The sequence below is a fragment of the Streptomyces sp. NPDC059499 genome (assembly GCF_042749285.1).
Taxonomy (GTDB): Bacteria; Actinomycetota; Actinomycetes; order Streptomycetales; family Streptomycetaceae; genus Streptomyces.
Genome location: NZ_JBHYTT010000008.1, coordinates 335,097 through 354,498 on the forward strand (window position 1 = coordinate 335,097; position 19,402 = coordinate 354,498).

General features: G+C 70.5%; 16 protein-coding genes. 8 read left to right on the forward strand and 8 right to left on the reverse strand.

Annotated features, from left to right (window positions below):
• Positions 1-59 precede the first annotated feature (59 nt).
• The 3 genes from ACFW9O_RS20995 to ACFW9O_RS21005 all read right to left on the reverse strand — a co-directional run bounded on the left by ACFW9O_RS20995 (position 60) and on the right by ACFW9O_RS21005 (position 4,008).
• Positions 60-893: an aldo/keto reductase gene (locus ACFW9O_RS20995; RefSeq protein WP_351169450.1), complete on the reverse strand. Its 834-nt coding sequence runs from the start codon at positions 891-893 to the stop codon at positions 60-62.
• Positions 894-1,086: 193 nt separating this feature from the next.
• A complete protein-coding gene (locus ACFW9O_RS21000; RefSeq protein WP_351169447.1) occupies positions 1,087-2,886 on the reverse strand; it encodes a long-chain fatty acid--CoA ligase in 1,800 nt (599 codons plus the stop codon).
• A 228-nt stretch (positions 2,887-3,114) separates the two neighbouring features.
• Positions 3,115-4,008, reverse strand: coding sequence for a LysR substrate-binding domain-containing protein (locus ACFW9O_RS21005; protein WP_351169444.1), 894 nt, complete (start codon positions 4,006-4,008; stop codon positions 3,115-3,117).
• Between the two features lie 117 nt (positions 4,009-4,125).
• On the opposite strand from ACFW9O_RS21005, the gene ACFW9O_RS21010 reads away from it, so the two are divergent.
• Together ACFW9O_RS21010 and ACFW9O_RS21015 are read left to right on the forward strand one after the other, a co-directional pair.
• Entirely contained in the window at positions 4,126-5,157 is a 1,032-nt protein-coding gene (locus ACFW9O_RS21010) for a bile acid:sodium symporter family protein (RefSeq protein ID WP_384611247.1), read from the forward strand.
• A gap of 29 nt (positions 5,158-5,186) precedes the next feature.
• Positions 5,187-5,402: a DNA-binding protein gene (locus tag ACFW9O_RS21015; RefSeq protein WP_384611249.1), complete on the forward strand. Its 216-nt coding sequence runs from the start codon at positions 5,187-5,189 to the stop codon at positions 5,400-5,402.
• 137 nt (positions 5,403-5,539) lie between these two features.
• Here ACFW9O_RS21015 and fdhD read toward each other — a convergent pair whose 3' ends face one another.
• From fdhD to ACFW9O_RS21040, 5 genes are read right to left on the reverse strand one after another with little or no spacing between them, the layout of a single operon-like run.
• A complete protein-coding gene (gene fdhD / locus ACFW9O_RS21020) occupies positions 5,540-6,388 on the reverse strand; it encodes a formate dehydrogenase accessory sulfurtransferase FdhD (RefSeq protein WP_384611251.1) in 849 nt (282 codons plus the stop codon).
• A gap of 5 nt (positions 6,389-6,393) precedes the next feature.
• Positions 6,394-7,254 (reverse strand): 2Fe-2S iron-sulfur cluster-binding protein, encoded by an 861-nt coding sequence (locus tag ACFW9O_RS21025; protein WP_384611252.1) that lies wholly within the window; start codon positions 7,252-7,254, stop codon positions 6,394-6,396.
• Positions 7,251-9,125, reverse strand: a complete 1,875-nt coding sequence (locus ACFW9O_RS21030) for an NAD(P)H-dependent oxidoreductase subunit E (protein ID WP_384611254.1) — start codon at positions 9,123-9,125, stop codon at positions 7,251-7,253. Before ACFW9O_RS21030 ends, ACFW9O_RS21025 begins: the two co-directional genes overlap by 4 nt.
• Positions 9,116-11,074 carry a molybdopterin oxidoreductase family protein gene (locus tag ACFW9O_RS21035; protein WP_384611256.1) on the reverse strand — a complete coding sequence of 653 codons (1,959 nt, stop codon included), beginning with the start codon at positions 11,072-11,074 and terminating at the stop codon, positions 9,116-9,118. The genes ACFW9O_RS21030 and ACFW9O_RS21035 overlap by 10 nt, the downstream gene beginning before the upstream one ends.
• Positions 11,071-12,060 (reverse strand): 2-dehydropantoate 2-reductase, encoded by a 990-nt coding sequence (locus ACFW9O_RS21040; protein WP_384611258.1) that lies wholly within the window; start codon positions 12,058-12,060, stop codon positions 11,071-11,073. The genes ACFW9O_RS21035 and ACFW9O_RS21040 overlap by 4 nt, the downstream gene beginning before the upstream one ends.
• Positions 12,061-12,337: 277 nt before the next feature.
• Here ACFW9O_RS21040 and ACFW9O_RS21045 point away from each other — a divergent pair, with 277 nt between their 5' ends.
• From ACFW9O_RS21045 to ACFW9O_RS21070, 6 genes are all read left to right on the forward strand, one after another.
• Complete coding sequence (locus tag ACFW9O_RS21045; RefSeq protein WP_384611260.1) at positions 12,338-13,288, forward strand: beta-ketoacyl-ACP synthase III; 951 nt, start codon at positions 12,338-12,340, stop codon at positions 13,286-13,288.
• Positions 13,289-13,353: 65 nt separating this feature from the next.
• A complete protein-coding gene (locus ACFW9O_RS21050) occupies positions 13,354-14,031 on the forward strand; it encodes a GntR family transcriptional regulator (RefSeq protein ID WP_351169419.1) in 678 nt (225 codons plus the stop codon).
• 272 nt (positions 14,032-14,303) lie between these two features.
• Entirely contained in the window at positions 14,304-15,485 is a 1,182-nt protein-coding gene (locus ACFW9O_RS21055; protein WP_351169416.1) for an ROK family transcriptional regulator, read from the forward strand.
• A gap of 201 nt (positions 15,486-15,686) precedes the next feature.
• Positions 15,687-17,213 carry a sugar ABC transporter ATP-binding protein gene (locus ACFW9O_RS21060; RefSeq protein ID WP_384611261.1) on the forward strand — a complete coding sequence of 509 codons (1,527 nt, stop codon included), beginning with the start codon at positions 15,687-15,689 and terminating at the stop codon, positions 17,211-17,213.
• Entirely contained in the window at positions 17,210-18,262 is a 1,053-nt protein-coding gene (locus ACFW9O_RS21065) for an ABC transporter permease (protein WP_384611263.1), read from the forward strand. Before ACFW9O_RS21060 ends, ACFW9O_RS21065 begins: the two co-directional genes overlap by 4 nt.
• Before the next feature lie 69 nt (positions 18,263-18,331).
• A complete protein-coding gene (locus tag ACFW9O_RS21070) occupies positions 18,332-19,369 on the forward strand; it encodes a substrate-binding domain-containing protein (protein ID WP_351169407.1) in 1,038 nt (345 codons plus the stop codon).
• The last annotated feature ends 33 nt before the right edge of the window (positions 19,370-19,402 follow it).

Genomic DNA, 19,402 nt, shown 5'->3' on the forward strand with positions numbered 1-19,402 from the left:
TACGGCGCCCCGCCGCAGGGGCGGGGTGCCGTACACCAGCGTTCTCAGGCGCTCACGGCTCAGGCGCCCACGGCGAATTCGGCCGGGTCGGGGCCGATGCGCTTGCCCTCGTCCAGCGCGGCGAACGCGGCGAGGTCGTCCGCGTCCAGCTCGAAGCCGAACACGTCGAGGTTCTCCACGATCCGCGACGGCGTCACGGACTTCGGGATCGCCACGTGGCCGGTCTGCAGATGCCAGCGGAGCACCGCCTGGGCGGGGGTCCGGCCGTGCTTCCGGGCGATCGCCACGACTGTCGGGACGTCCAGGCCCTTGCCCTGCCCCAGCGGGGACCAGGCCTCGGTGACGATGCCGTGCCGCGCGTGGAAGGCGCGGGACTCCGCCTGCTGGAGCTGGGGGTGCAGCTCGATCTGGTTGACCGCGGGGACGACGGAGGTCTCCTCGATCAGGCGCTCCAGATGCGCGGGGAGGAAGTTCGACACGCCGATGGCCTTGGCGCGGCCGTCGGCGTGGATCTTCTCGAGGGCCTTGTACGTGTCGACGTAGGCGTCCTTGGCCGGCAGCGGCCAGTGGATCAGGTACAGGTCGACGTAGTCCAGGCCCAGCTTGTCCAGCGAGGCGTCGAAGGCCCGCAGCGTCGAGTCGTAGCCCTGGTCGCCGTTCCATAGCTTGGTGGTGACGAACAGCTCGTCACGCGCCACACCGGAGGCGGCGATGGCCTTGCCGGTGCCCTCCTCGTTGCCGTAGATCGCGGCGGTGTCGATGCTCCGGTACCCGGACTCGATGGCCGTGGCGACCGCCGTCGTGGCCTCGTCGTCCGGCACCTGCCAGACTCCGTAGCCGAGCTGCGGCATCTCGAGACCGTTGTTGAGGGTGATGGAGGGGACCTGGCTCACGAGCAGTGGATCCTTACGTTGTCGGTGGGTACTCCCGTTGGGAAACGATCAACGAAGCCTATGCATTCCCGTCTGCGGAGAACCGGCGAACGGAAGAACCGGGCACGCGGAACGGCGGGGCCGACGCAGCGTGACGACCGCCGGCACCGGCCGCGTCAGAGGCGTCGGTGGTCAGTGGCAGGTCGGCGGTAGGTCAGTGGTACAGGGCTTCGACCTCGGACGCGTACGCCGTCTCGATCGCCTTGCGCTTCAGCTTGAGCGACGGTGTCAGCAGACCGTGCTCCTCCGTGAACGGGTGCGCCAGGATACGGAACGTGCGGATGGACTCCGCCTGCGACACCGCCGTGTTCGCGGCCACGACGGCGCGTCTGACCTCCATCTCCAGATCCGGGTCCCGCACCAGGTCCGCCGCGCGCATCGGCGCACGGCCCTGCATGGCGAGCCAGTGGTCCACCGACTCCTGGTCCACGGTCACCAGCGCGGCGATGTAGGGCCGGTCGTTGCCGACGGCGATGCACTGCGCCACCAGCGGATGCGAGCGCACCCGCTCCTCCAGGCCGGCCGGGGCGACGCTCTTGCCGCCCGACGTCACCAGGATCTCCTTCTTGCGCCCGGTGATCGTCAGATAGCCCTCCTCGTCGAGTGCGCCGAGGTCCCCCGTGGCCAGCCACCCGTCGTGCAGCACGGCGTCGGTCGCCTTGGGGTCGCCCAGGTATCCGCCGAAGATGTTCGCCCCGTGGACCCAGATCTCGCCGTCCTGGGCGATGTGCACCGTGGACCCGGGGATCGGCTGCCCGACCGTGCCGTACCGGGTGCGCTCGGGCGGGTTGGCCGTCGCCGCGGCGGTCGACTCGGTGAGGCCGTAGCCCTCGTAGACGATGACGCCGGCGCCCGCGAAGAACAGTCCGAGCTGACGGTCCATGCCGGAGCCGCCCGACATCGCGTGCCGCACCCGGCCGCCCATCGCGTCGCGGACCTTCTTGTAGACGACCTTGTCGAAGAACTGGTGCTGCATCCGGAGCCCGGCGGAGGGGCCGGGGCCCGTCCCGAACGCCCGCTCCTCCAACGCCTCCGCGTACTTCACCGCGACCTCGACGGACTTGTCGAAGGGACCGATCCGGCCCTCCGCCTCCGCCTTGCGGCGCGCGCCGTTGAAGACCTTCTCGAAGATGTACGGCACCGCCAGGATGAAGGTGGGCCGGAACGACACCAGGTCCGGCATCAGTGCCTTCGCCGACAGTTCCGGCTGATGGCCCAGCTTCACCCGGCCGCGCAGCGCCGCGATCTCCACCATGCGGCCGAAGACATGGGCGAGCGGCAGGAAGAGCAGCGTCGCCGCCTCGTCGCCCGGCTTGGAGTGGAACACCGGGCTCCAGCGGCTGACCATGGTGTCGGACTCGAACATGAAGTTGGCGTGTGTGATCACACAGCCCTTGGGGCGCCCCGTCGTACCGGAGGTGTAGATCACGGTGGCCACGGAGTCGGGTGTCACCGCGCGCCGGTGCCTGTGCACCGTCTCGTCGTCGATCTGGACCCCCGCGTCGACGAGCTCGGTCACCGCGTCGGCGTCCAGCTGCCAGAGCCGCTTCAGGTTCGGCAGCCGGTCGATCACCGAACCGATCGTCATCGCGTGGTCCTCGTGCTCGACCATGACGGCCGCGACCTCGGCGTCATGGAGCATCCACAGGACCTGCTCGGCCGACGACGTCGGGTAGATCGGCACGGACTGGGCGCCCACCGTCCAGAGCGCGAAGTCGAAGAGCGTCCACTCGTAGCGGGTACGGGACATCAGGGCGACGCGGTCGCCGAAGCGCACGCCGTGTGCGATCAGCCCCTTGGCCAGCGCCAGCACCTCGTCGCGGAAGACAGCGGCGGAGACGTCGTGCCACTGACCGTCCGCGTCCTTGCGACCGAGGGCGATCCGGTGGGGATCGTCCTCGGCGTGGTCGAAGACGGTATCGGCAAGACCGCCGACTTGAGGGGCGGCTGCCATGGGTGGGACAGTGAATTCGCGCAATGACCTGCTCCTTGTGGCGCTCCGCACGGCGCCGCGACGCTACCCCACCGAGCGGGGAAGCGGGAGGGTCCGAAGTCTCCGGATAACGTGCCATCTGCACAGGTCAGCCACTGAAATCGGGCCAGATGGGCAAGGCTCGGGCGCACTTCTGACCGCCGGGTAAGTAGCTCGCACGGGAATCTCCACGGAATCTGTACGCGGTGATTACGCGCGCTCCGGGTGGGCGGGCAGGTCCGTCACCCGGTGAAGACGGTCGCCACCCGCGAGGATCGCCGCCGCCAGGGCGTCGGCCGCCTCCTGCGCGGCGTCCCTGCGCCTCCCGTGCAGCAGGACGAAGTCCACGTCGCCGAGCTCCGGGAGCCCCGCCCTGGCGGGCACCGGGACCAGCCCCGGCGGAATCAGCCCACGCGTGTGCGCCATCACCCCCAGGCCCGCGCGGGCGGCGGCGATCAGGCCGCTCAGGCTCGCGCTCGTGCAGGCGAACCGCCAGGACCTGCCGTGCTCCTCCAGGACCTCCAGGGCGCGGGCCCTGGTGATGCCGGGAGGCGGGAAGGCGATCAACGGGAGCGGCCGGTCCGGGTCGATCCTCAGCTGCGGGGCGCCGATCCAGGCCAGCGAGTCCTGCCAGACCACCTCGCCGTGCGTGTCACCGGTGCGCCGCTTGGCCAGGACGAGGTCGAGCCGGCCCGCCTCGAGCTGCTGGTGCAGCGTCCCGGACAGCTCCACCGTCAGTTCCAGCTCGACCTCGGGATGCTCGCGCCGGAAGGACTCGAGGATCTCCGGCAGCCGCGTCAGGACGAAGTCCTCGGAGGCCCCGAAGCGCAGCCGTCCGCGCAGCCGGGTGCCGGTGAAGAACGCCGCAGCCCGCTCGTGGGCCTGCAGGATCGTCCGCGCGAAGCCCAGCATCGCCTCACCGTCCTCGGTGAGATCGACCCGGTGGGTGTCCCGGGCGAACAGTTGCCGGCCCGCCTCGGCCTCCAGCCGGCGTACGTGCTGGCTGACCGTGGACTGCCTGATCCCGAGCCTGCGTGCCGCCTGCGTGAAACTCAGGGTCTGCGCGACGGCCAGGAACGTGCGGAGCTGGACCGGTTCGTACATGCGGCCAGGCTATCGCGAATCGTGATGACAGTCAGAGCGGTATGCCGGATTCCCGATCACGGTGATCAGGAGCAGGATGGGGAGGGCACGACTACGCCGAGAGAGCACGTGGAGCACATGAGCAGCCGCACCAGCCGCCGTATCCCGACGCTGCCGTCCTGGCTGCCGGTGGACCCGTACATCCTGGCGCTGATCGGCACGGTGGCCCTCGCGGCGCTGCTGCCCGCTTCGGGAGCGGCCGCCGACGTGGCCTCCGGGGCGTCGACCGGGGCGGTCGCCCTCCTCTTCTTCCTCTACGGAGCGCGTCTGTCGACCGCCGAGGCGCTCGAGGGACTGAAGCACTGGCGGCTCCATCTCACGGTCCTGGCCTGCACCTTCGTCGCGTTCCCGCTGCTGGGTCTCGCGAGCCACGGCCTCGTGCCCTACGTGCTGACCCCGCAGCTGCAGGACGGCTTCCTCTTCCTGTGCCTGGTCCCTTCGACCATCCAGTCGTCGATCGCCTTCACGTCGATGGCCCGCGGCAACGTGCCGGCCGCGATCTGCGCCGGTTCCTTCTCCAGCCTTGCCGGGATCCTGCTCACCCCGCTGCTCGCCGCACTGGTGCTCGGAGGTGGCACCGGGGGCTTCTCGGCCGACTCCCTGGTGAAGATCGTCCTCCAGCTCCTGGTGCCCTTCCTGGCCGGACAGCTGCTGCGCCGCTGGGTCGGCGGTTTCGTCGCCCGCCACAAGAAGGTGCTGGGCTATGTCGACCGCGGATCGATCCTGCTCGTCGTCTACACGGCGTTCAGCGAGGGCGTCGTCGGCGGAATCTGGCACCAGGTCACCCCGGTCAGGCTCGGTGCGCTCATGGCGGCGGAAGCGGTTCTGCTGGCGCTGATGCTCTCGCTGAGCTGGTACGGGGCGAAGCGGCTCGGCTTCGGGCGCGCGGACCGGATCGCGATCCAGTTCGCGGGGTCGAAGAAGAGCCTAGCCGCCGGACTGCCGATGGCGAGCGTGCTGTTCGGCGCCCACGCGAGTCTTGCCGTGCTGCCGCTGATGCTCTTCCACCAGATGCAGCTGATGGTCTGCGCGGTGATCGCCAAGCGCCGCTCGCGCGACCCGCTGCCGGAGTCCCAAGAGGTGTCACAGGTGCCCGTTACGGTGGGCTGAGAAGCCGACCGCTCCGGAAGGACGACACCGTGACGAGTGACAGGAACACCCCGCCGGACGGCTTTCCGCACGGTGTCGGCAACCCGGCCCGCAATGCCCTGCACGCGGCGGGTTACACGGCGCTGGACCAGCTCCCGGCCATCAGCGAGGCGGAGCTGCTGCGGCTGCACGGCGTGGGACCGAGAGCCGTGGGAGTGCTGCGCGCGGCGCTGGAGGCGAAGGGGCTCTCGTTCGCCGGGGAGTGAGCGCGGAGCAGCGCATGAGGGGCGCCGAGCCGGGTACGGGACCACGGGCACGGACGACCGTGGCACGGAGGGTCCGGCCGGCGCAGGGGGCGCTCCCCGCCGGCCGGACCCCTGACCCGTGCAGCGGGCGGGGCACCTCAGTCCTGGCTCACCGCTGCCTCCAGGGCGATGCGGTGCTCACCCGCGTACACGTTCATGGACGGACCCCGCAGGAAGCCCACGAGGGTCAGTCCGCTCTCGGCCGCCAGGTCCACGGCCAGCGACGACGGCGCGGACACCGCCGCGAGCATCGGGATCCCCGCCATCACTGCCTTCTGCACCAGTTCGAACGAGGCGCGGCCCGACACGAGCAGGATCGTCCGCGAAAGGGGCAGCCGATGGTCCGTCAGGGCCCGGCCGACCAGCTTGTCGACCGCGTTGTGGCGGCCCACGTCCTCCCGGATGTCGAGCAGCTCACCCTCCGGCGAGAAGAGGGCCGCCGCGTGCAGACCCCCGGTCCGGTCGAAGACCCGCTGCGCCTCGCGCAACCGGTCGGGGAGGGCGGAGAGCAGCGCGGGTTCCACCCGGACCGGGGGAGTGTCGGCGACGGGATGCCGGGTCGTGGTGCGGACGGCGTCCAGGCTCGCCTTGCCGCAGATCCCGCACGACGACGACGTGTAGACGTTGCGCTCCAGCGTGATGTCGGGGACCACGACACCCGGCGCGAGCTTCACGTCGACCACGTTGTACGTGTTCACACCGTCCGCCGTCGCGCCGGCGCAGTACACGATCGACTGCACCTCGGAGCCCTCACCGAGCACGCCCTCGCTCACCAGGAAGCCGGCCGCGAGCGCGAAGTCGTCTCCCGGGGTGCGCATCGTGATGGCGAGCGGTTTGCCGTTCAGCCGGATCTCCAGGGGCTCCTCGGCGACGAGGGTGTCGGGGCGCGTGGTGACTGCCCCGTCCCGGATGCGGATGGTGCGGCGACGCTCGGTGACCCGTCCCATAGCCGTTAAACCCGATTCTGTACGTGTTGGTAGCCGAAGCGGCCTTTGATGCAGAGGTTGCCGTGGGTCACCGGGTTGTCGTGCGGTGAGGTGACCTTGACGATTTCATTGTCCTGCACATGGAGCGTGACGTTGCAGCCCACACCGCAGTACGCGCAGACGGTCGTGGTCTGCGTCTGGGCCGGCTCGTCCCACGTGCCCGCCGCCCGCATGTCGAACTCGGTGCTGAAGGAGAGTGCTCCGGTGGGGCACACCTCGATGCAGTTGCCGCAGAACACGCAGGCCGAATCGGTGAGCGGGGCGTCGTGCTCGGTGGAGACGCGGGCGTCGAAGCCGCGCCCCGCGACGGCGATCGCGAACGTGTTCTGCCACTGCTCCCCGCAGGCGTCCACGCACTTGTAGCAGAGGATGCACTTGTCGTAGTCGCGGACGTAGAGGTCGTTGTCGATCTTCGGCTGCTCGTTGACCCGGGCGGCGTCCGCGCCGAAGCGGCCGGGTTCCGCGTCGTACTCCTTGATCCATTCGGCGGCCCGCGGTGTCGTCGACAGGTCGGTCGAGGAGGCCAGCAGCTCCAGGACCACCTTCCGGCTGTGCCGGGCCCGCTCGGTGTCCGTGCGGACCGTCATGCCCGGCTCGGCGCGCCGGGAGCAGGCCGGGGCGAGTGTCCGGGCACCCTCCACCTCGACGACGCACACCCGGCAGGCGTTCTTCGGGGTGAGCGTGTCGCCCTGGCACAGGGTCGGGATGTCCTTGCCCGCCGACCGGCAGGCGTCCAGGATCGTCGAGCCCTCGGGGACCCGGGTCTCCGAGCCGTCGAGCGTGAACGAGACGAGACGGCGCGGCGGCTGGAGCGGCACAGCGGTCACTTGTAGACCCCCAGACGGTCGATGGCGGATTCCACGGCGTTCCACGCGGTCTGGCCCAGACCGCAGATCGAGGCGTCCCGCATGGTCTGCCCCACCTCTCTCATGAGTGCGACGTCGGCGGCGGCCCCCGCTCCCGTACGGTCCACGATCCGGTGCAGGGCCTCCTCCTGGCGGACCGTGCCCACCCGGCAGGGCACGCACTGGCCGCACGACTCGTCGCGGAAGAACTCCGCGATGCGCAGCAGGATGCGCGGGAGCTCCACGGAGTCGTCCAGGACCAGGACCACACCGGAACCCAGCGTCGTCCCGGCCGCGCGGGTGCCTTCAAAGGTGAGCGGGATGTCCAGCTCGTCGGGGCGTACGAAGCCCCCCGCGGCGCCGCCGAGGAGGACCGCCCGCAGGTGCTCCGGCGGACCCGCCAGGGCGAGCAGCTCCCGCAGGTTCGCGCCGAAGGGCAGTTCGTAGATGCCGGGGCGGGCCACCTGGCCCGAGACGCAGAACAGTTTGGTTCCGGTGGACGTCTCCGTGCCCGTCGCGGCGTACGCGGCGGCGCCGTGCTCCAGGATCGGCAGTACGTTCACCAGCGTCTCGACGTTGTTGACCGCGGTCGGCTTGCCGAAGAGGCCCTTCTCCACCGGGAACGGGGGCTTGGAGCGCGGTTCACCGCGCTGCCCCTCGATCGAGTTGAAGATCGCGGTCTCCTCGCCGCAGATGTAGGCACCGGCGCCCCGCCGGATCTCGATGTCGAAGGCGTACCCCTGCCCGAGGACGTCGGTGCCGAGCAGCCCGCGGGTGCGGGCGCTCGCCAGGGCGTGGCTCAGGCGCTCGTACGCGCGGGGGTACTCGCCGCGGAGGTAGATGTAGCCGTGCGCGGCACCGATCGCGTACCCGGCGATCGTCATCGACTCGATCAGGGCGTACGGATCGCCCTCCATCAGCACCCGGTCCTTGAAGGTGCCCGGTTCGCTCTCGTCGGCGTTGCAGACCAGGTAGTGCGGGCCGTCGGCCTGCTGGGCGGTGGCCTGCCACTTGCGGCCCGTGGGGAACGCGGCGCCGCCACGGCCGACCAGGCCCGCGTCGAGCACCTCACGGATCACGCCTGCGGGGCCGAGTGCGAAGGCGCGGCGCAGGGCGGTGTAGCCGCCGGTGGAGCGGTAGTCGTCCAGGGAGGCGGGGTCGACCGAGCCGATGCGCCTGAGCAGGACGAGACCGGGGTCGCCGGCCTGGGGGACTGCCGTTCCGGCCGGTGGTTCGGCGGGGGCGGTCCCGGGGGAGCGGGTGGCTGCGACGACGTCGGGTGCGGTGGCGGGCGCGAGCACCGCGGAGCACCGGACGGCGTCCGCGGCGGGCTCGTCGCCGGCCGGCTGCTCGCCCGCCTGCAGCAGCAGCGCCGCCGGGGCACGTTCGCACAGGCCCAGGCAGGGGCTCTCCTGCCAGACCGTGCCCTCGGCCGGGGTACCGGCGGGGCCGAGGCGGTCCGTCAGATCCGCGCACAGGGCGCCCGAGCCGCGGGCCGCGCAGGCCAGGTCCGTACAGACGTGGAGGACCTTCGCCGGGCGGGGCACCACCGAGAACATCGCGTAGAACGTCGCGACGCCGTACGCCTCCGCCGGGGCCACCGTCAGCCGCCGGCAGATGTAGTTCAGCGCTCCCTCGCTGATCCAGCCCACCCGGTCGTTGACCACATGCAGGGCGGGCAGCAACTGGTCGCGGCGGTCCTTGGCCGCTGACGCTCCGCCCCTCGCCCAGCGCAGGTCCGCGTCGGTCCGCTCCTGGCCGCCCTCCCAGCCTGAGGGCGGCGGGCCCAACAGGGAGTCCACCGCGGCCCGTTCGATGTCGGTGGGGGTCGCGTCGGTGTACCTCAGGTCCATGCGGGCACCAGCTTCTCTATCCGTACGGCGGAGGCCTTGAACTCGGCGGTGCCGGCGATGGGGCAGTTCGCCTCGATGGTCAGCTGGTTGGTGTCCACCTCGTCCGGGAAGTGCATGGTCATGAAGGCCAGACCGGGCCGCAGACCGGTGTCGACCCACACGGGCGCGGTGACGCTGCCTCGCCGTGACGAGACACGCACCTCCTCGCCCACCGCCACGCCGTAGGCCTCGGCATCCTCCGGGCAGAGCTCGATGTACTCGCCGCGGCGTAGCGGCGACGCGTAACTCCCGCTCTGTACACCGGTGTTGTACGAATCGAGCCGCCGCCCGGTGGTCAGGCGCAGCGGATAGGACTCGTCGGTGAGGTCGACCGGAGGGTCGTGCCGCACCAGGCCGAACGGCGCGGCCGCGCCGCGCCGGACCGGATCGGTCTCCCAGAGCCGGGCGTGCAGGAAGCTCGACGGGAGCTTGTCCGTGTCGGGGCAGGGCCACTGCAGGCCCTGATGCTCGGCGAGGCGCTCGTACGTCATCCCGAAGTGGTCGGGGGAGAGGGAGCGCAGCTCGTCCCAGACCGCCTGGGAGTCCTCGAACTTCCAGTCGTGGCCGAGGAGTCCGGCCATCGCGCAGATGATGTCGACGTCCTCGCGTGCCTCGCCGGGCGGTACGAGCGCCGCCCGTACCCGCTGCACCCGCCGCTCGCTGTTGGTCGTCGTCCCGTCGGTCTCGGCCCAGCCGGCCGTGGCGGGCAGGACGACGTCGGCCATCTCGGCGGTCTTCGTCAGGAAGATGTCCTGCACCACCAGATGGTCCAGGGCGGCGAGCCGGCGGACGGCCTGGTCGCTGTCGGCCTCGGACTGTGCGGGGTTCTCCCCGATGCAGTACACGGCCCGCAGTTCACCGGTCTCCATCGCCTCGAACATCTCGGTCAGCGTCTTGCCGTACCGGGGCTGGATGACGGCGTCCCAGGACCGTTCGAACTTCTGCCGGGACTGCGGGTCGAGGATGTCCTGGAAGCCGGGCAGCTTGTTGGGGATGGCGCCCATGTCGCCGCCGCCCTGCACGTTGTTCTGCCCGCGCAGGGGCTGGACCCCCGAGCCGTACCGTCCGACGTGGCCGGTGAGCAGGGAGAGGTTGATCAGCGCGCGGACGTTGTCGGTGCCGTTGTGGTGCTCCGTGATGCCCAGGGTCCAGCACAACTGGGCCCGTTCGGCCGTGGCGTAGGCGTGGGCGAGGTCCCGGATCGCCGCGGCGGGCACCCCGGTCACCTCCTCGGCGGCGGTCAGGGTCCAGGGCTCGACGAGCGCCACGTAGTCCGCGTAGCCGGTGGTCGCCCGGTCCACGAAGGCGTGGTTGACGAGTCCGGCACGGATGATCTCGCGGCCGATGGCGTGGGCGAGCGGAATGTCGGTCCCGACGTTGAGCCCGAGCCAGCTCTCCGCCCACTCGGCGGTCGAGGTGCGGCGCGGGTCGACCGCGTGCATGCGGGCCCCGTTGCGGATGCCCTTCAGGACGTGCTGGAAGAAGATCGGGTGGGCGAAGCGGGCGTTGGAGCCCCACATCACGATGAGGTCGGTGTGCTCCACCTCCTCGTAACTGGAGGTTCCCCCGCCCGATCCGAAGGCGGCCGACAGCCCGGCGACGCTGGGGGCGTGGCAGGTGCGGTTGCAGCTGTCGACGTTGTTGGTGCCCATCACGACGCGGGTGAACTTCTGCGCCACGTAGTTCATCTCGTTGGTGGCGCGGGCGCAGGACAGCATGGCGAAGGCATCGGGGCCGTGCGCGTCGCGGGTCTGCCGGAATCCGGCAGCCGCCCGTGCCAGTGCCTCGTCCCAGCTCGCGCGCCGCAGTACTCCGTCGGTGCCACGGACCAGGGGGTGGGTGAGGCGCTCGTAGGTCTTCGGCTGCCGGCCCTTGCGGTTCCGGGGGCCTGTGGTGCGGTCGCTGTTCATGGTGCGCTCCCTGCTGGGGCCGAGGAGGTGGTGGCGAGGAGATCGGCGAGTGCGTGCACGGCGCGCAGCGTCGGTACGGGCGTGCCGGCCAGCGAGGCCAGCTCGACGACGGCCGCGAGCAGCACGTCGAGTTCGAGGGGCTTGCCCTTCTCCAGGTCCTGGAGGGTGGATGTCTTGTGGTCGCCGACGCGCTCGGCGCCCGCGATGCGCCGCTCCACGGAGATCTCGGGCCGGCAGCCCACGGCCGCCGCCACGGCGAGGGTCTCGCGCATCATCGACTCCACGAGTGCGCGGGTGTCGGGATGGCGGCAGATCTGGCCCATGGTCGCCCGGGACAGCGCGCTGATCGGGTTGAAGGAGATGTTGCCGAGCAGCTTGATCCAGATGTCGTTGCGCAGGTCCGGCTCGACGGGGCATTTGAGTCCGCCCGCGACCATGGCCTCGCTGAAGTCCAGACAGCGCCTGGACACGGACCGGTCCGGCTCCCCGATGGAGAACCGGGTGCCTTCGAGGTGGCGTACGACTCCGGGCGCCTCGATCTCGGTGGCCGCGTAGACGACACAACCGATGGCGCGCTCGGGCGGCAGTGTGGCGCTCACCGAGCCCGCGGGGTCGACGCTGTCCAGCCGGCGCCCGGTGTAGGGCCCGGCCAGGCCGTGGAAGTACCACCAGGGGATGCCGTTCTGCGCGGCGATCACGGCGGTGCGTGCGTGCATCAGCGGATGGACCAAAGGGCCCGACACCGCGTACGAGTTGGCCTTGAGGCCGAGGAACACATAGTCGACGGGCCCGACGTCCGACGGGTCGTCGGTGGCGGCGGGCCGTGCGGTGAAGTCACCGCGCGGGCTCAGCACGCGCACGCCGTCACGGCGCATGGCCGCCAGATGCGGGCCCCGGGCGATGAGATGGACCTCGGCGCCTGCGCGGTGGAGCGCGGCCCCGACATAGGCACCGATGGCACCGGCACCGACAACTGCGACTTTCACGGGGCTCTCCGTTCGGTGAGAGGACCGAGCGAGGGTGTCAAGTCGACAGAATATTGTCTACAGTATGCCTTCGGGGAGGGTCAATACTCCTGACAGCGGGTGACGTCATGACCGGGGTTACGGTGGGTGTACAGCGGTAGGCGCGTAAGTTCCCGGGGAGCTGTTCGAGACGCTCCAAGCTCCGGCCCATATATCTGTGGGGTTACGTGCCCTTGTACCGATCGGTAGCAACCAAGACTGGATAGTTCCTGCCATACGTAGCGAGGGGAACCCGTACATGACCGGCTCACGTGTCGTGGCGCTCGGCCACTATCAGCCCGCCAAGGTGCTCACCAACCACGACCTGGCCGCCATGGTGGACACCAGCGACGAGTGGATCACCAGCCGCGTCGGCATCAGGACCCGGCATGTGGGCGGACCCGACGAGCCCGTGGACGAGCTGGCCGCGCACGCGGCTGCCAAGGCGCTGGCGGGGGCCGGCCTGCAGCCCGCCGACATCGATCTGGTCCTCGTCGCCACCTCCACCGCGATCGACCGCTCGCCGAGCATGTCGGCGCGGGTCGCCGCACGGCTGGGCATGGGTTCGCCCGCGGTGATGGACATCAACGTGGTCTGCTCGGGTTTCACGCACGCGCTGGCCACCGCCGACCACGCCATCCGCGCCGGGGCCGCCACCCGCGCCCTCGTCATCGGTGCGGACAAGATGGGCGACATCGTCGACTGGACCGACCGCACCACCTGCGTCCTGATGGGTGACGGTGCGGGCGCCGCCGTCGTCGTCGCCGACCCGGACGCCGGTGACCGGCCCGGGATCGGCCCGGTCCTGTGGGGTTCGGTACCCGAGATGGGCAACGCGGTACGGATCGAAGGGACGCCCTCGCGGTTCGCGCAGGAGGGTCAGTCCGTCTACCGCTGGGCCACCACGCAGCTGCCGCCCATCGCCCGCAAGGTCTGCGAGAAGGCCGGCGTCACCGTCGAGGACCTGGCCGCCGTCGTACTGCACCAGGCCAATCTGAGGATCATCGAACCAGTCGCCAGGAAGATCGGCGCGGTCAACGCGGTCATCGCCCGGGATGTCGTGGATTCCGGCAATACGTCCGCCGCGTCGATCCCGATGGCCCTGTCCAAGCTGGTCGAGCGCGGGGAGGTCGAGAGCGGTGCTCCGGCCCTGCTCTTCGGCTTCGGAGGAAACCTCTCTTATGCGGGTCAAGTGATCCGCTGCCCCTGAACCGCATTGTGCTCGGTAGACTGTAGACGATAGGCAATTGCCCGGCGCCCGGAGGGGGAACCGCGATGTTGTCCGCAGGACTGCCGCAAGGAACGGTGCCGAAGCTGGATCGGCCAGGGCCGCTGCGCGAGCGTGTCTACGAGGCGTTGCTCGAGCTGATCACCACGCGCGCGCTCGGCCCCGGTCAGCACCTCATCGAGAGTGAACTGGCCGGGCACCTCGGCGTGTCGCGACAGCCGGTGCGCGAGGCGCTCCAGCGACTGAACACCGAGGGCTGGGTGGACCTGCGGCCCGCGCAGGGCGCCTTCGTCCACGAACCCACCGAGGAGGAGGCGGACCAGCTGCTCTCGGTCCGTACGCTCCTGGAGGCCGAGGCGGCCCGGCTCGCCGCGGCCAACTCCGGGAGTGCCGGCATCGAGGCCCTCGAAGCGCTCTGCGTCAAGGGGGAGCGGGCCGTCGCCGACGACGACGTGGACCTCGCCGTCGCCACGAACGCCGCCTTCCACGCCAAGGTGATGGAGCTGGCAGGCAACGTCGTCCTCTCCGCGCTGGCCGCGCAGGTCGACCGCAGGGTCCGCTGGTACTACACGCCGGTGGCCCGCCAGCGTGGCACCCGGTCCTGGATCGAGCACCGCTCGCTGATCGCGGCCATCTCCTCGCGGGACGGACAGCGGGCGACCGAGATCATGCGGGCGCACACGGAGCACACGCGCAAGACGTACCACGAGCGCGAGAAGAACTGACCGTCGCGCGCGGGAAGAAGGCCGGGGCCGACCGCCCCGGCCTTCTTGCTGTTCCAGGGCCTGCCCCTGACGCCGTGCCGCCCCCGCCGGATCCGGCGCGGTGGCTGCCGGTGGCTCCGCCGGGTGGCACCCCGGGCCACCTTTGTCCTCGGTGTGGAGAAAGTTGGAGTCGATTCACGCTCAACTTCTTCCCAGTCGGGGAAAGCGCTGCTACGTTCCACTCGAAAGCCCGACGGACTGGCCGATGTGGCGGGGAGGGACGCGTGAGACGGATGACGGCACGACCCGCAAACGCCCATCAGGCGCGGCTGCTCCGGCTGTTGCGCGACGGCGGGCCCAACTCCCGCGCGCAACTGGGTGACCAGGTCGACCTCTCGCGCTCCAAGCTCGCCGTCGAGGTGGACCGGCTGCTGGAGACCGGACTCGTCGTCGCCGACGGACTCGCCGCATCACGCGGCGGACGCCGTTCGCACAACATCCGGCTCGCTCCCGCACTGCGGTTCCTCGGCGTCGACATCGGCGCCACCTCCATCGACGTGGCCGTCACCAACGCGGAGCTGGAGGTGCTCGGCCACCTCAACCACCCCATGGACGTACGCGAGGGACCTGTCGCCGTCTTCGAGCAGGTTCTGGAGATGGCGTCCAAGCTGCGTGCCTCCGGGCTCGCCGAAGGGTTCGACGGCGCCGGGATCGGCGTACCCGGTCCGGTCCGCTTCCCCGAGGGCATCCCGGTCGCACCGCCGATCATGCCCGGCTGGGACGGCTTCCCGGTCCGCGAGGCACTCAGCCAGGAACTGGGCTGCCCCGTCATGGTCGACAACGACGTGAACCTGATGGCCATGGGGGAGCAGCACGCGGGCGTCGCACGCTCCGTCGGCGACTTCCTCTGCGTCAAGATCGGTACGGGCATCGGCTGCGGCATCGTCGTCGGCGGAGAGGTCTACCGCGGTACGACGGGAAGCGCCGGCGACATCGGACACATCCAGGTGGAACCCGACGGACGCGCCTGCGCCTGCGGCAACCGGGGCTGCCTGGAAGCCCACTTCAGCGGTGCGGCCCTCGCACGCGACGCGGAGGACGCGGCGCGCGCGGGGCAGTCCGCGGAACTGGCGGCCAGGCTGGAAGCGGCCGGAAAGCTCACGGCCATCGATGTGGCCGCTGCCGCGGCAGCGGGTGATCCCACCGCGCTGGACCTGATCCGCGAAGGCGGAAACCGGGTCGGCCAGGTCATCGCGGGACTCGTCAGCTTCTTCAACCCGGGCCTCGTCGTGATCGGCGGCGGGGTGACCGGGCTCGGCCACAACCTCCTGGCCAGCGTCCGGACCCAGGTCTACCGGCAATCCCTGCCGCTGGCCACGGGCAACCTCCCCATCGTCCTCGGTGAGCTGGGGCCGACCGCCGGAGTCATCGGCGCGGCCAGGCTCATCAGCGACCACCTGTTCTCGCCGGCCTGATGTCCGGGCCGGCGCGCCGCTCACCAAGCGTTCAGCAGCCACCTCCGTAACAGCCCGTTCCGAGCTCTGCCCGCAGCACCCGCCCAGCAGTTCCGTCAGCAGTACGGCACCGCCGGCACTGCGCCCTGCCCGCTCACCGGCCTTCCCCGAGCTCTCGGCATCGCCCGAGCAGGGGAGACCCCGTTCGCCGAGGGGATCGTCATGGCACCCGAACCACCCCTGCTCACGATGTCCGGCATCACCAAGTCCTTCCCCGGCGTGCGCGCCCTCGACGGCGTCGACCTCGAGGTCCAGGCCGGCGAAGTCCACTGCCTCCTCGGCCAGAACGGTGCCGGCAAGTCCACCCTCATCAAGGTGCTGGCCGGGGCCCACCAGCCCGACGGCGGTGGCATCACCTGGCGCGGCGAGCCCGTCTCGCTCTCCTCGCCCATCGCCGCCATGCGCCTCGGAATCGCGACCATCTACCAGGAACTCGACCTGGTCGAGGGGCTGTCGGTCGCCGAGAACATCTTCCTCGGCCATGAACCGACCTCCGCGGGCTTCGTCGTCCGCACCCGCGAGGGCCGTGCCGCAGCCGCCGATCTGCTCGCGCGCCTCGGCCACCCGGAGATCGATCCCGCCCGGGAGGTCGGCGATCTCTCCGCCGCCCACCAGCAGATCGTCTCCATGGCGCGGGCCCTCTCCCACGACGTACGGCTCATCGTGATGGACGAGCCCTCCGCCGCCCTCGACCCCGACGAGGTCGACAACCTCTTCCGCATCGTCGACGGTCTCACCGCCGACGGTGTGGCCGTCGTCTACATCTCCCACCGGCTCGAGGAGATCCGCCGCATCGGCGACCGGGTGACCGTACTCAAGGACGGCCGGGCCGTTGCCGTCGGCCTCCCCGCCAAGTCGACACCCACGCGCGACGTCGTGGCCCTGATGACGGGCCGCAATGTCGAGTACGTGTTCCCCGAGCGGCCCGGGAACTCCGTGGAGCGGGAGGTGGCGGAGCCCGTACTCAAGGTCGAAGGGCTGTCCAGGAAGGGCGAGTTCGCGCCCGTCGACCTGGAGCTCAGGCCCGGCGAGATCGTCGGCCTGGCCGGACTCGTCGGTTCGGGGCGCTCGGAGATCCTGGAGACCATCTACGGCGCCCGCAAGCCCACGGCGGGACGGGTCACCGTGGGCGGGAAACCACTGCGCCGGGGAAGCGTCCGGGCGGCCGTCGCCGCCGGGATCGGCCTCGCACCCGAGGAACGCAAGGCCCAGGCACTGCTGTTGATCGAGTCGGTCACCCGCAACGTCTCCCTCTCCTCCCTGTCCCGCTTCTCGCGCGGCGGCTGGGTCGACCGTGGCGCCGAGCGGAAGGCGGCACAGGCCGCCACCCGCGAGCTCTCGCTGCGCCCGGACAACCCGGACGCCCCCGTCCGCACCCTCTCCGGCGGCAACCAGCAGAAGGCGGTCCTGGCCCGCTGGCTGCTGCGCGGCTGCCGGATCCTCCTGCTCGACGAACCCACCCGTGGTGTCGACGTCGGCGCGCGCGCCGAGCTCTACGCCGTGATCCGCCGGCTTGCCGACGAAGGCCTCGCCGTTCTGCTCGTCTCCAGCGAAGTGCCCGAAGTGCTGGGCCTCGCCGACCGGGTGCTGGTCCTCCGGGAGGGCCACGTCGTGCACACGGCGGACGCCCGGGAGCTCGACGAGCACCGCGTACTCGACCTCGTCATGGAAGGGAGCCCGACGTCATGACACAGCCCGCACCGTCGGCGCAGCACCACGGGCCGGACAAGGGGACCCTGACCGGCCCCTCCGACGCGCCGCCCTCGAAGCAGAGCGGTGGCCTGCGCGCACTCGGCCTGCGCGCCGACGTCCGCAACCTCTCGCTGCTGGGCGTACTCCTCGCACTGGTGGTGGTCGGTGGCCTCACCGAACCCGAGGCGTTCCTGGACACCGGGAACCTCCAGCTGATCCTGACCCAGTCGTCCGTCATCGGCGTCGTCACCGTCGGCATGACCCTCGTCATCATCGGCGGCGGGATCGACCTGTCGGTCGGCGCGATGGTCGCACTCGCGTCCGTCTGGGCGACGACGCTGGCCACCCAGGAGTTCGGCTTCGCGGGCATCCTGTTCACCGCCGTGATCGTCGGGCTGGCCGCCGGACTCGTCAACGGGGTCCTCATCGCCTACGGGCGCATGGTCCCGTTCATCGCGACGCTCGCCATGCTCGCCTCGGCCCGCGGTCTCGCCCTGCAGATCACGGACGGCAAGACACAGATCGTCACCGTGGCCTCCGTCCTCGACCTGGGCCTTCCCGACTCGTACGTCCTCGGGATCCCGCCCCTGGTCCTGGTCTTCGCCGCGGTCACCGTCGCCGGCTGGCTGATCCTGAACCGGACCACCTTCGGACGCCGTACGGTCGCCGTGGGAGGCAACGCGGAAGCGGCGAGGCTCGCCGGCATCGACGTACGCCGCCAGCGGCTCTACCTGTACCTGCTCTCCGGCCTCTGCTGCGGCATCGCCGCCTTCATGCTGATCATCCTGTCCGGCTCCGGCCAGAACACCAACGGCAACCTCTACGAACTCGACGCGATCGCCGCAGCGATCATCGGCGGCACCCTGCTCAGCGGCGGCCGCGGCACGATCGTCGGATCCGTCCTGGGCGTCCTCGTCTTCACCACCATCACCAACATCTTCGCGCTCAACAACCTGCAGAGCGATGTCCAGCAGATCGCCAAGGGCGCGATCATCGTCGCCGCCGTCCTGGTCCAGCACCGCACGACGCGCCACGGCGAGACCTGACACACCCAGCTCCCTCACCACCCACCCGCTGTTCCGTATGCCACGCACCGGATGAAGGGTTTGACAGCCATGCCAGAAACCAGCCGCAGAGGACTGCTCTTCGGTACCGCAGCCGTCTCCGCGGGCGCCCTGCTCACCGCCTGTACCAGCAACGAGCCGAAGGAGAAGGCAGCGGCGCAGACCAACGTGCCCGCCGCCGACGACAAGCCCGGCAAGCCCGTCACCATCGGCTTCGCAGGCCCGCAGGCCGACCACGGGTGGCTCAACGCGATCAACGTCAACGCCAAGTCGCGGGCGGAGAAGTACTCCGAGGTGACCCTGGAGATCACCGAGGGCTCCAACGACACAGCCGCCCAGATCGGCCAGGTCAAGACCCTCATCAACAAGAAGGTCGATGTCCTCGTCATCCTCCCCGCCGACGGCAAGGCGCTCACCCAGGTCGGCCTCGAAGCCATGAAGGCGGGCATCCCCGTCGTCAACCTGGACCGGATCTTCGCCTCTCCGCAGGCCTACCGCTGCTGGGTCGGCGGCGACAACTACGGCATGGGCCTCAACGCCGGGCACTACATCGGTGAGCAGCTCAAGGGCAAGTCGAACGCCAAGGTCGTCGAGCTCGCCGGCATCGACAACCTGGAGCTCACCAAGCAGCGCAGCCAGGGATTCGCCGACGCGCTCAAGAACTACTCCAACATCAAGCTGGTGGCCCGTCAGGCCGCCGAGTTCACCGTCGAGTCGGGCCAGGCGAAGATGGCCCAGCTCCTGCAGGCGCAGAAGCAGTTCGACGCCCTGTGGAACCACGACGACGACCAGGGCGTGGGCGCGCTGCGCGCGATCGAGCAGGCCGGCCGCGACGAGTTCATCATGGTCGGCGGCGCAGGGGCCAAGTCGGCCATGGACGCCATCAAGGCCGGCAACAGCGTCCTCAAGGCCACCGTGCTGTACCCGCCGACGATGGCCGCGTCCGCGATCGACCTGGCGCGTGCTCTCGGCCAGGGCAAGGGTGTCTCGGGCCTCGCCGAAATGGAGATCCCGACCTCCCTCACGCTCTACTCGGCCGTGGTCACGAAGGACAACATCGACCAGTACCTGCCGACGGGCTTCAGCTGATCCCGCACCGCCGCCGCCACCGAACCACCGACG

Bases quoted from the DNA above. Each gene is read 5' to 3' on its own strand.
- ACFW9O_RS21000 (WP_351169447.1), bottom strand. From the start codon at position 2,886: ATGGCAGCCGCCCCTCAAGTCGGCGGTCTTGCCGATACCGTCTTCGAC.
- ACFW9O_RS21005 (WP_351169444.1), bottom strand. From the start codon at position 4,008: ATGTACGAACCGGTCCAGCTCCGCACGTTCCTGGCCGTCGCGCAGACC.
- ACFW9O_RS21010 (WP_384611247.1), top strand. From the start codon at position 4,126: ATGAGCAGCCGCACCAGCCGCCGTATCCCGACGCTGCCGTCCTGGCTG.
- fdhD (WP_384611251.1), bottom strand. From the start codon at position 6,388: ATGGGACGGGTCACCGAGCGTCGCCGCACCATCCGCATCCGGGACGGG.
- ACFW9O_RS21030 (WP_384611254.1), bottom strand. From the start codon at position 9,125: ATGGACCTGAGGTACACCGACGCGACCCCCACCGACATCGAACGGGCC.
- ACFW9O_RS21035 (WP_384611256.1), bottom strand. From the start codon at position 11,074: ATGAACAGCGACCGCACCACAGGCCCCCGGAACCGCAAGGGCCGGCAG.
- ACFW9O_RS21045 (WP_384611260.1), top strand. From the start codon at position 12,338: ATGACCGGCTCACGTGTCGTGGCGCTCGGCCACTATCAGCCCGCCAAG.
- ACFW9O_RS21050 (WP_351169419.1), top strand. From the start codon at position 13,354: ATGTTGTCCGCAGGACTGCCGCAAGGAACGGTGCCGAAGCTGGATCGG.
- ACFW9O_RS21055 (WP_351169416.1), top strand. From the start codon at position 14,304: ATGACGGCACGACCCGCAAACGCCCATCAGGCGCGGCTGCTCCGGCTG.
- ACFW9O_RS21060 (WP_384611261.1), top strand. From the start codon at position 15,687: ATGGCACCCGAACCACCCCTGCTCACGATGTCCGGCATCACCAAGTCC.
- ACFW9O_RS21065 (WP_384611263.1), top strand. From the start codon at position 17,210: ATGACACAGCCCGCACCGTCGGCGCAGCACCACGGGCCGGACAAGGGG.
- ACFW9O_RS21070 (WP_351169407.1), top strand. From the start codon at position 18,332: ATGCCAGAAACCAGCCGCAGAGGACTGCTCTTCGGTACCGCAGCCGTC.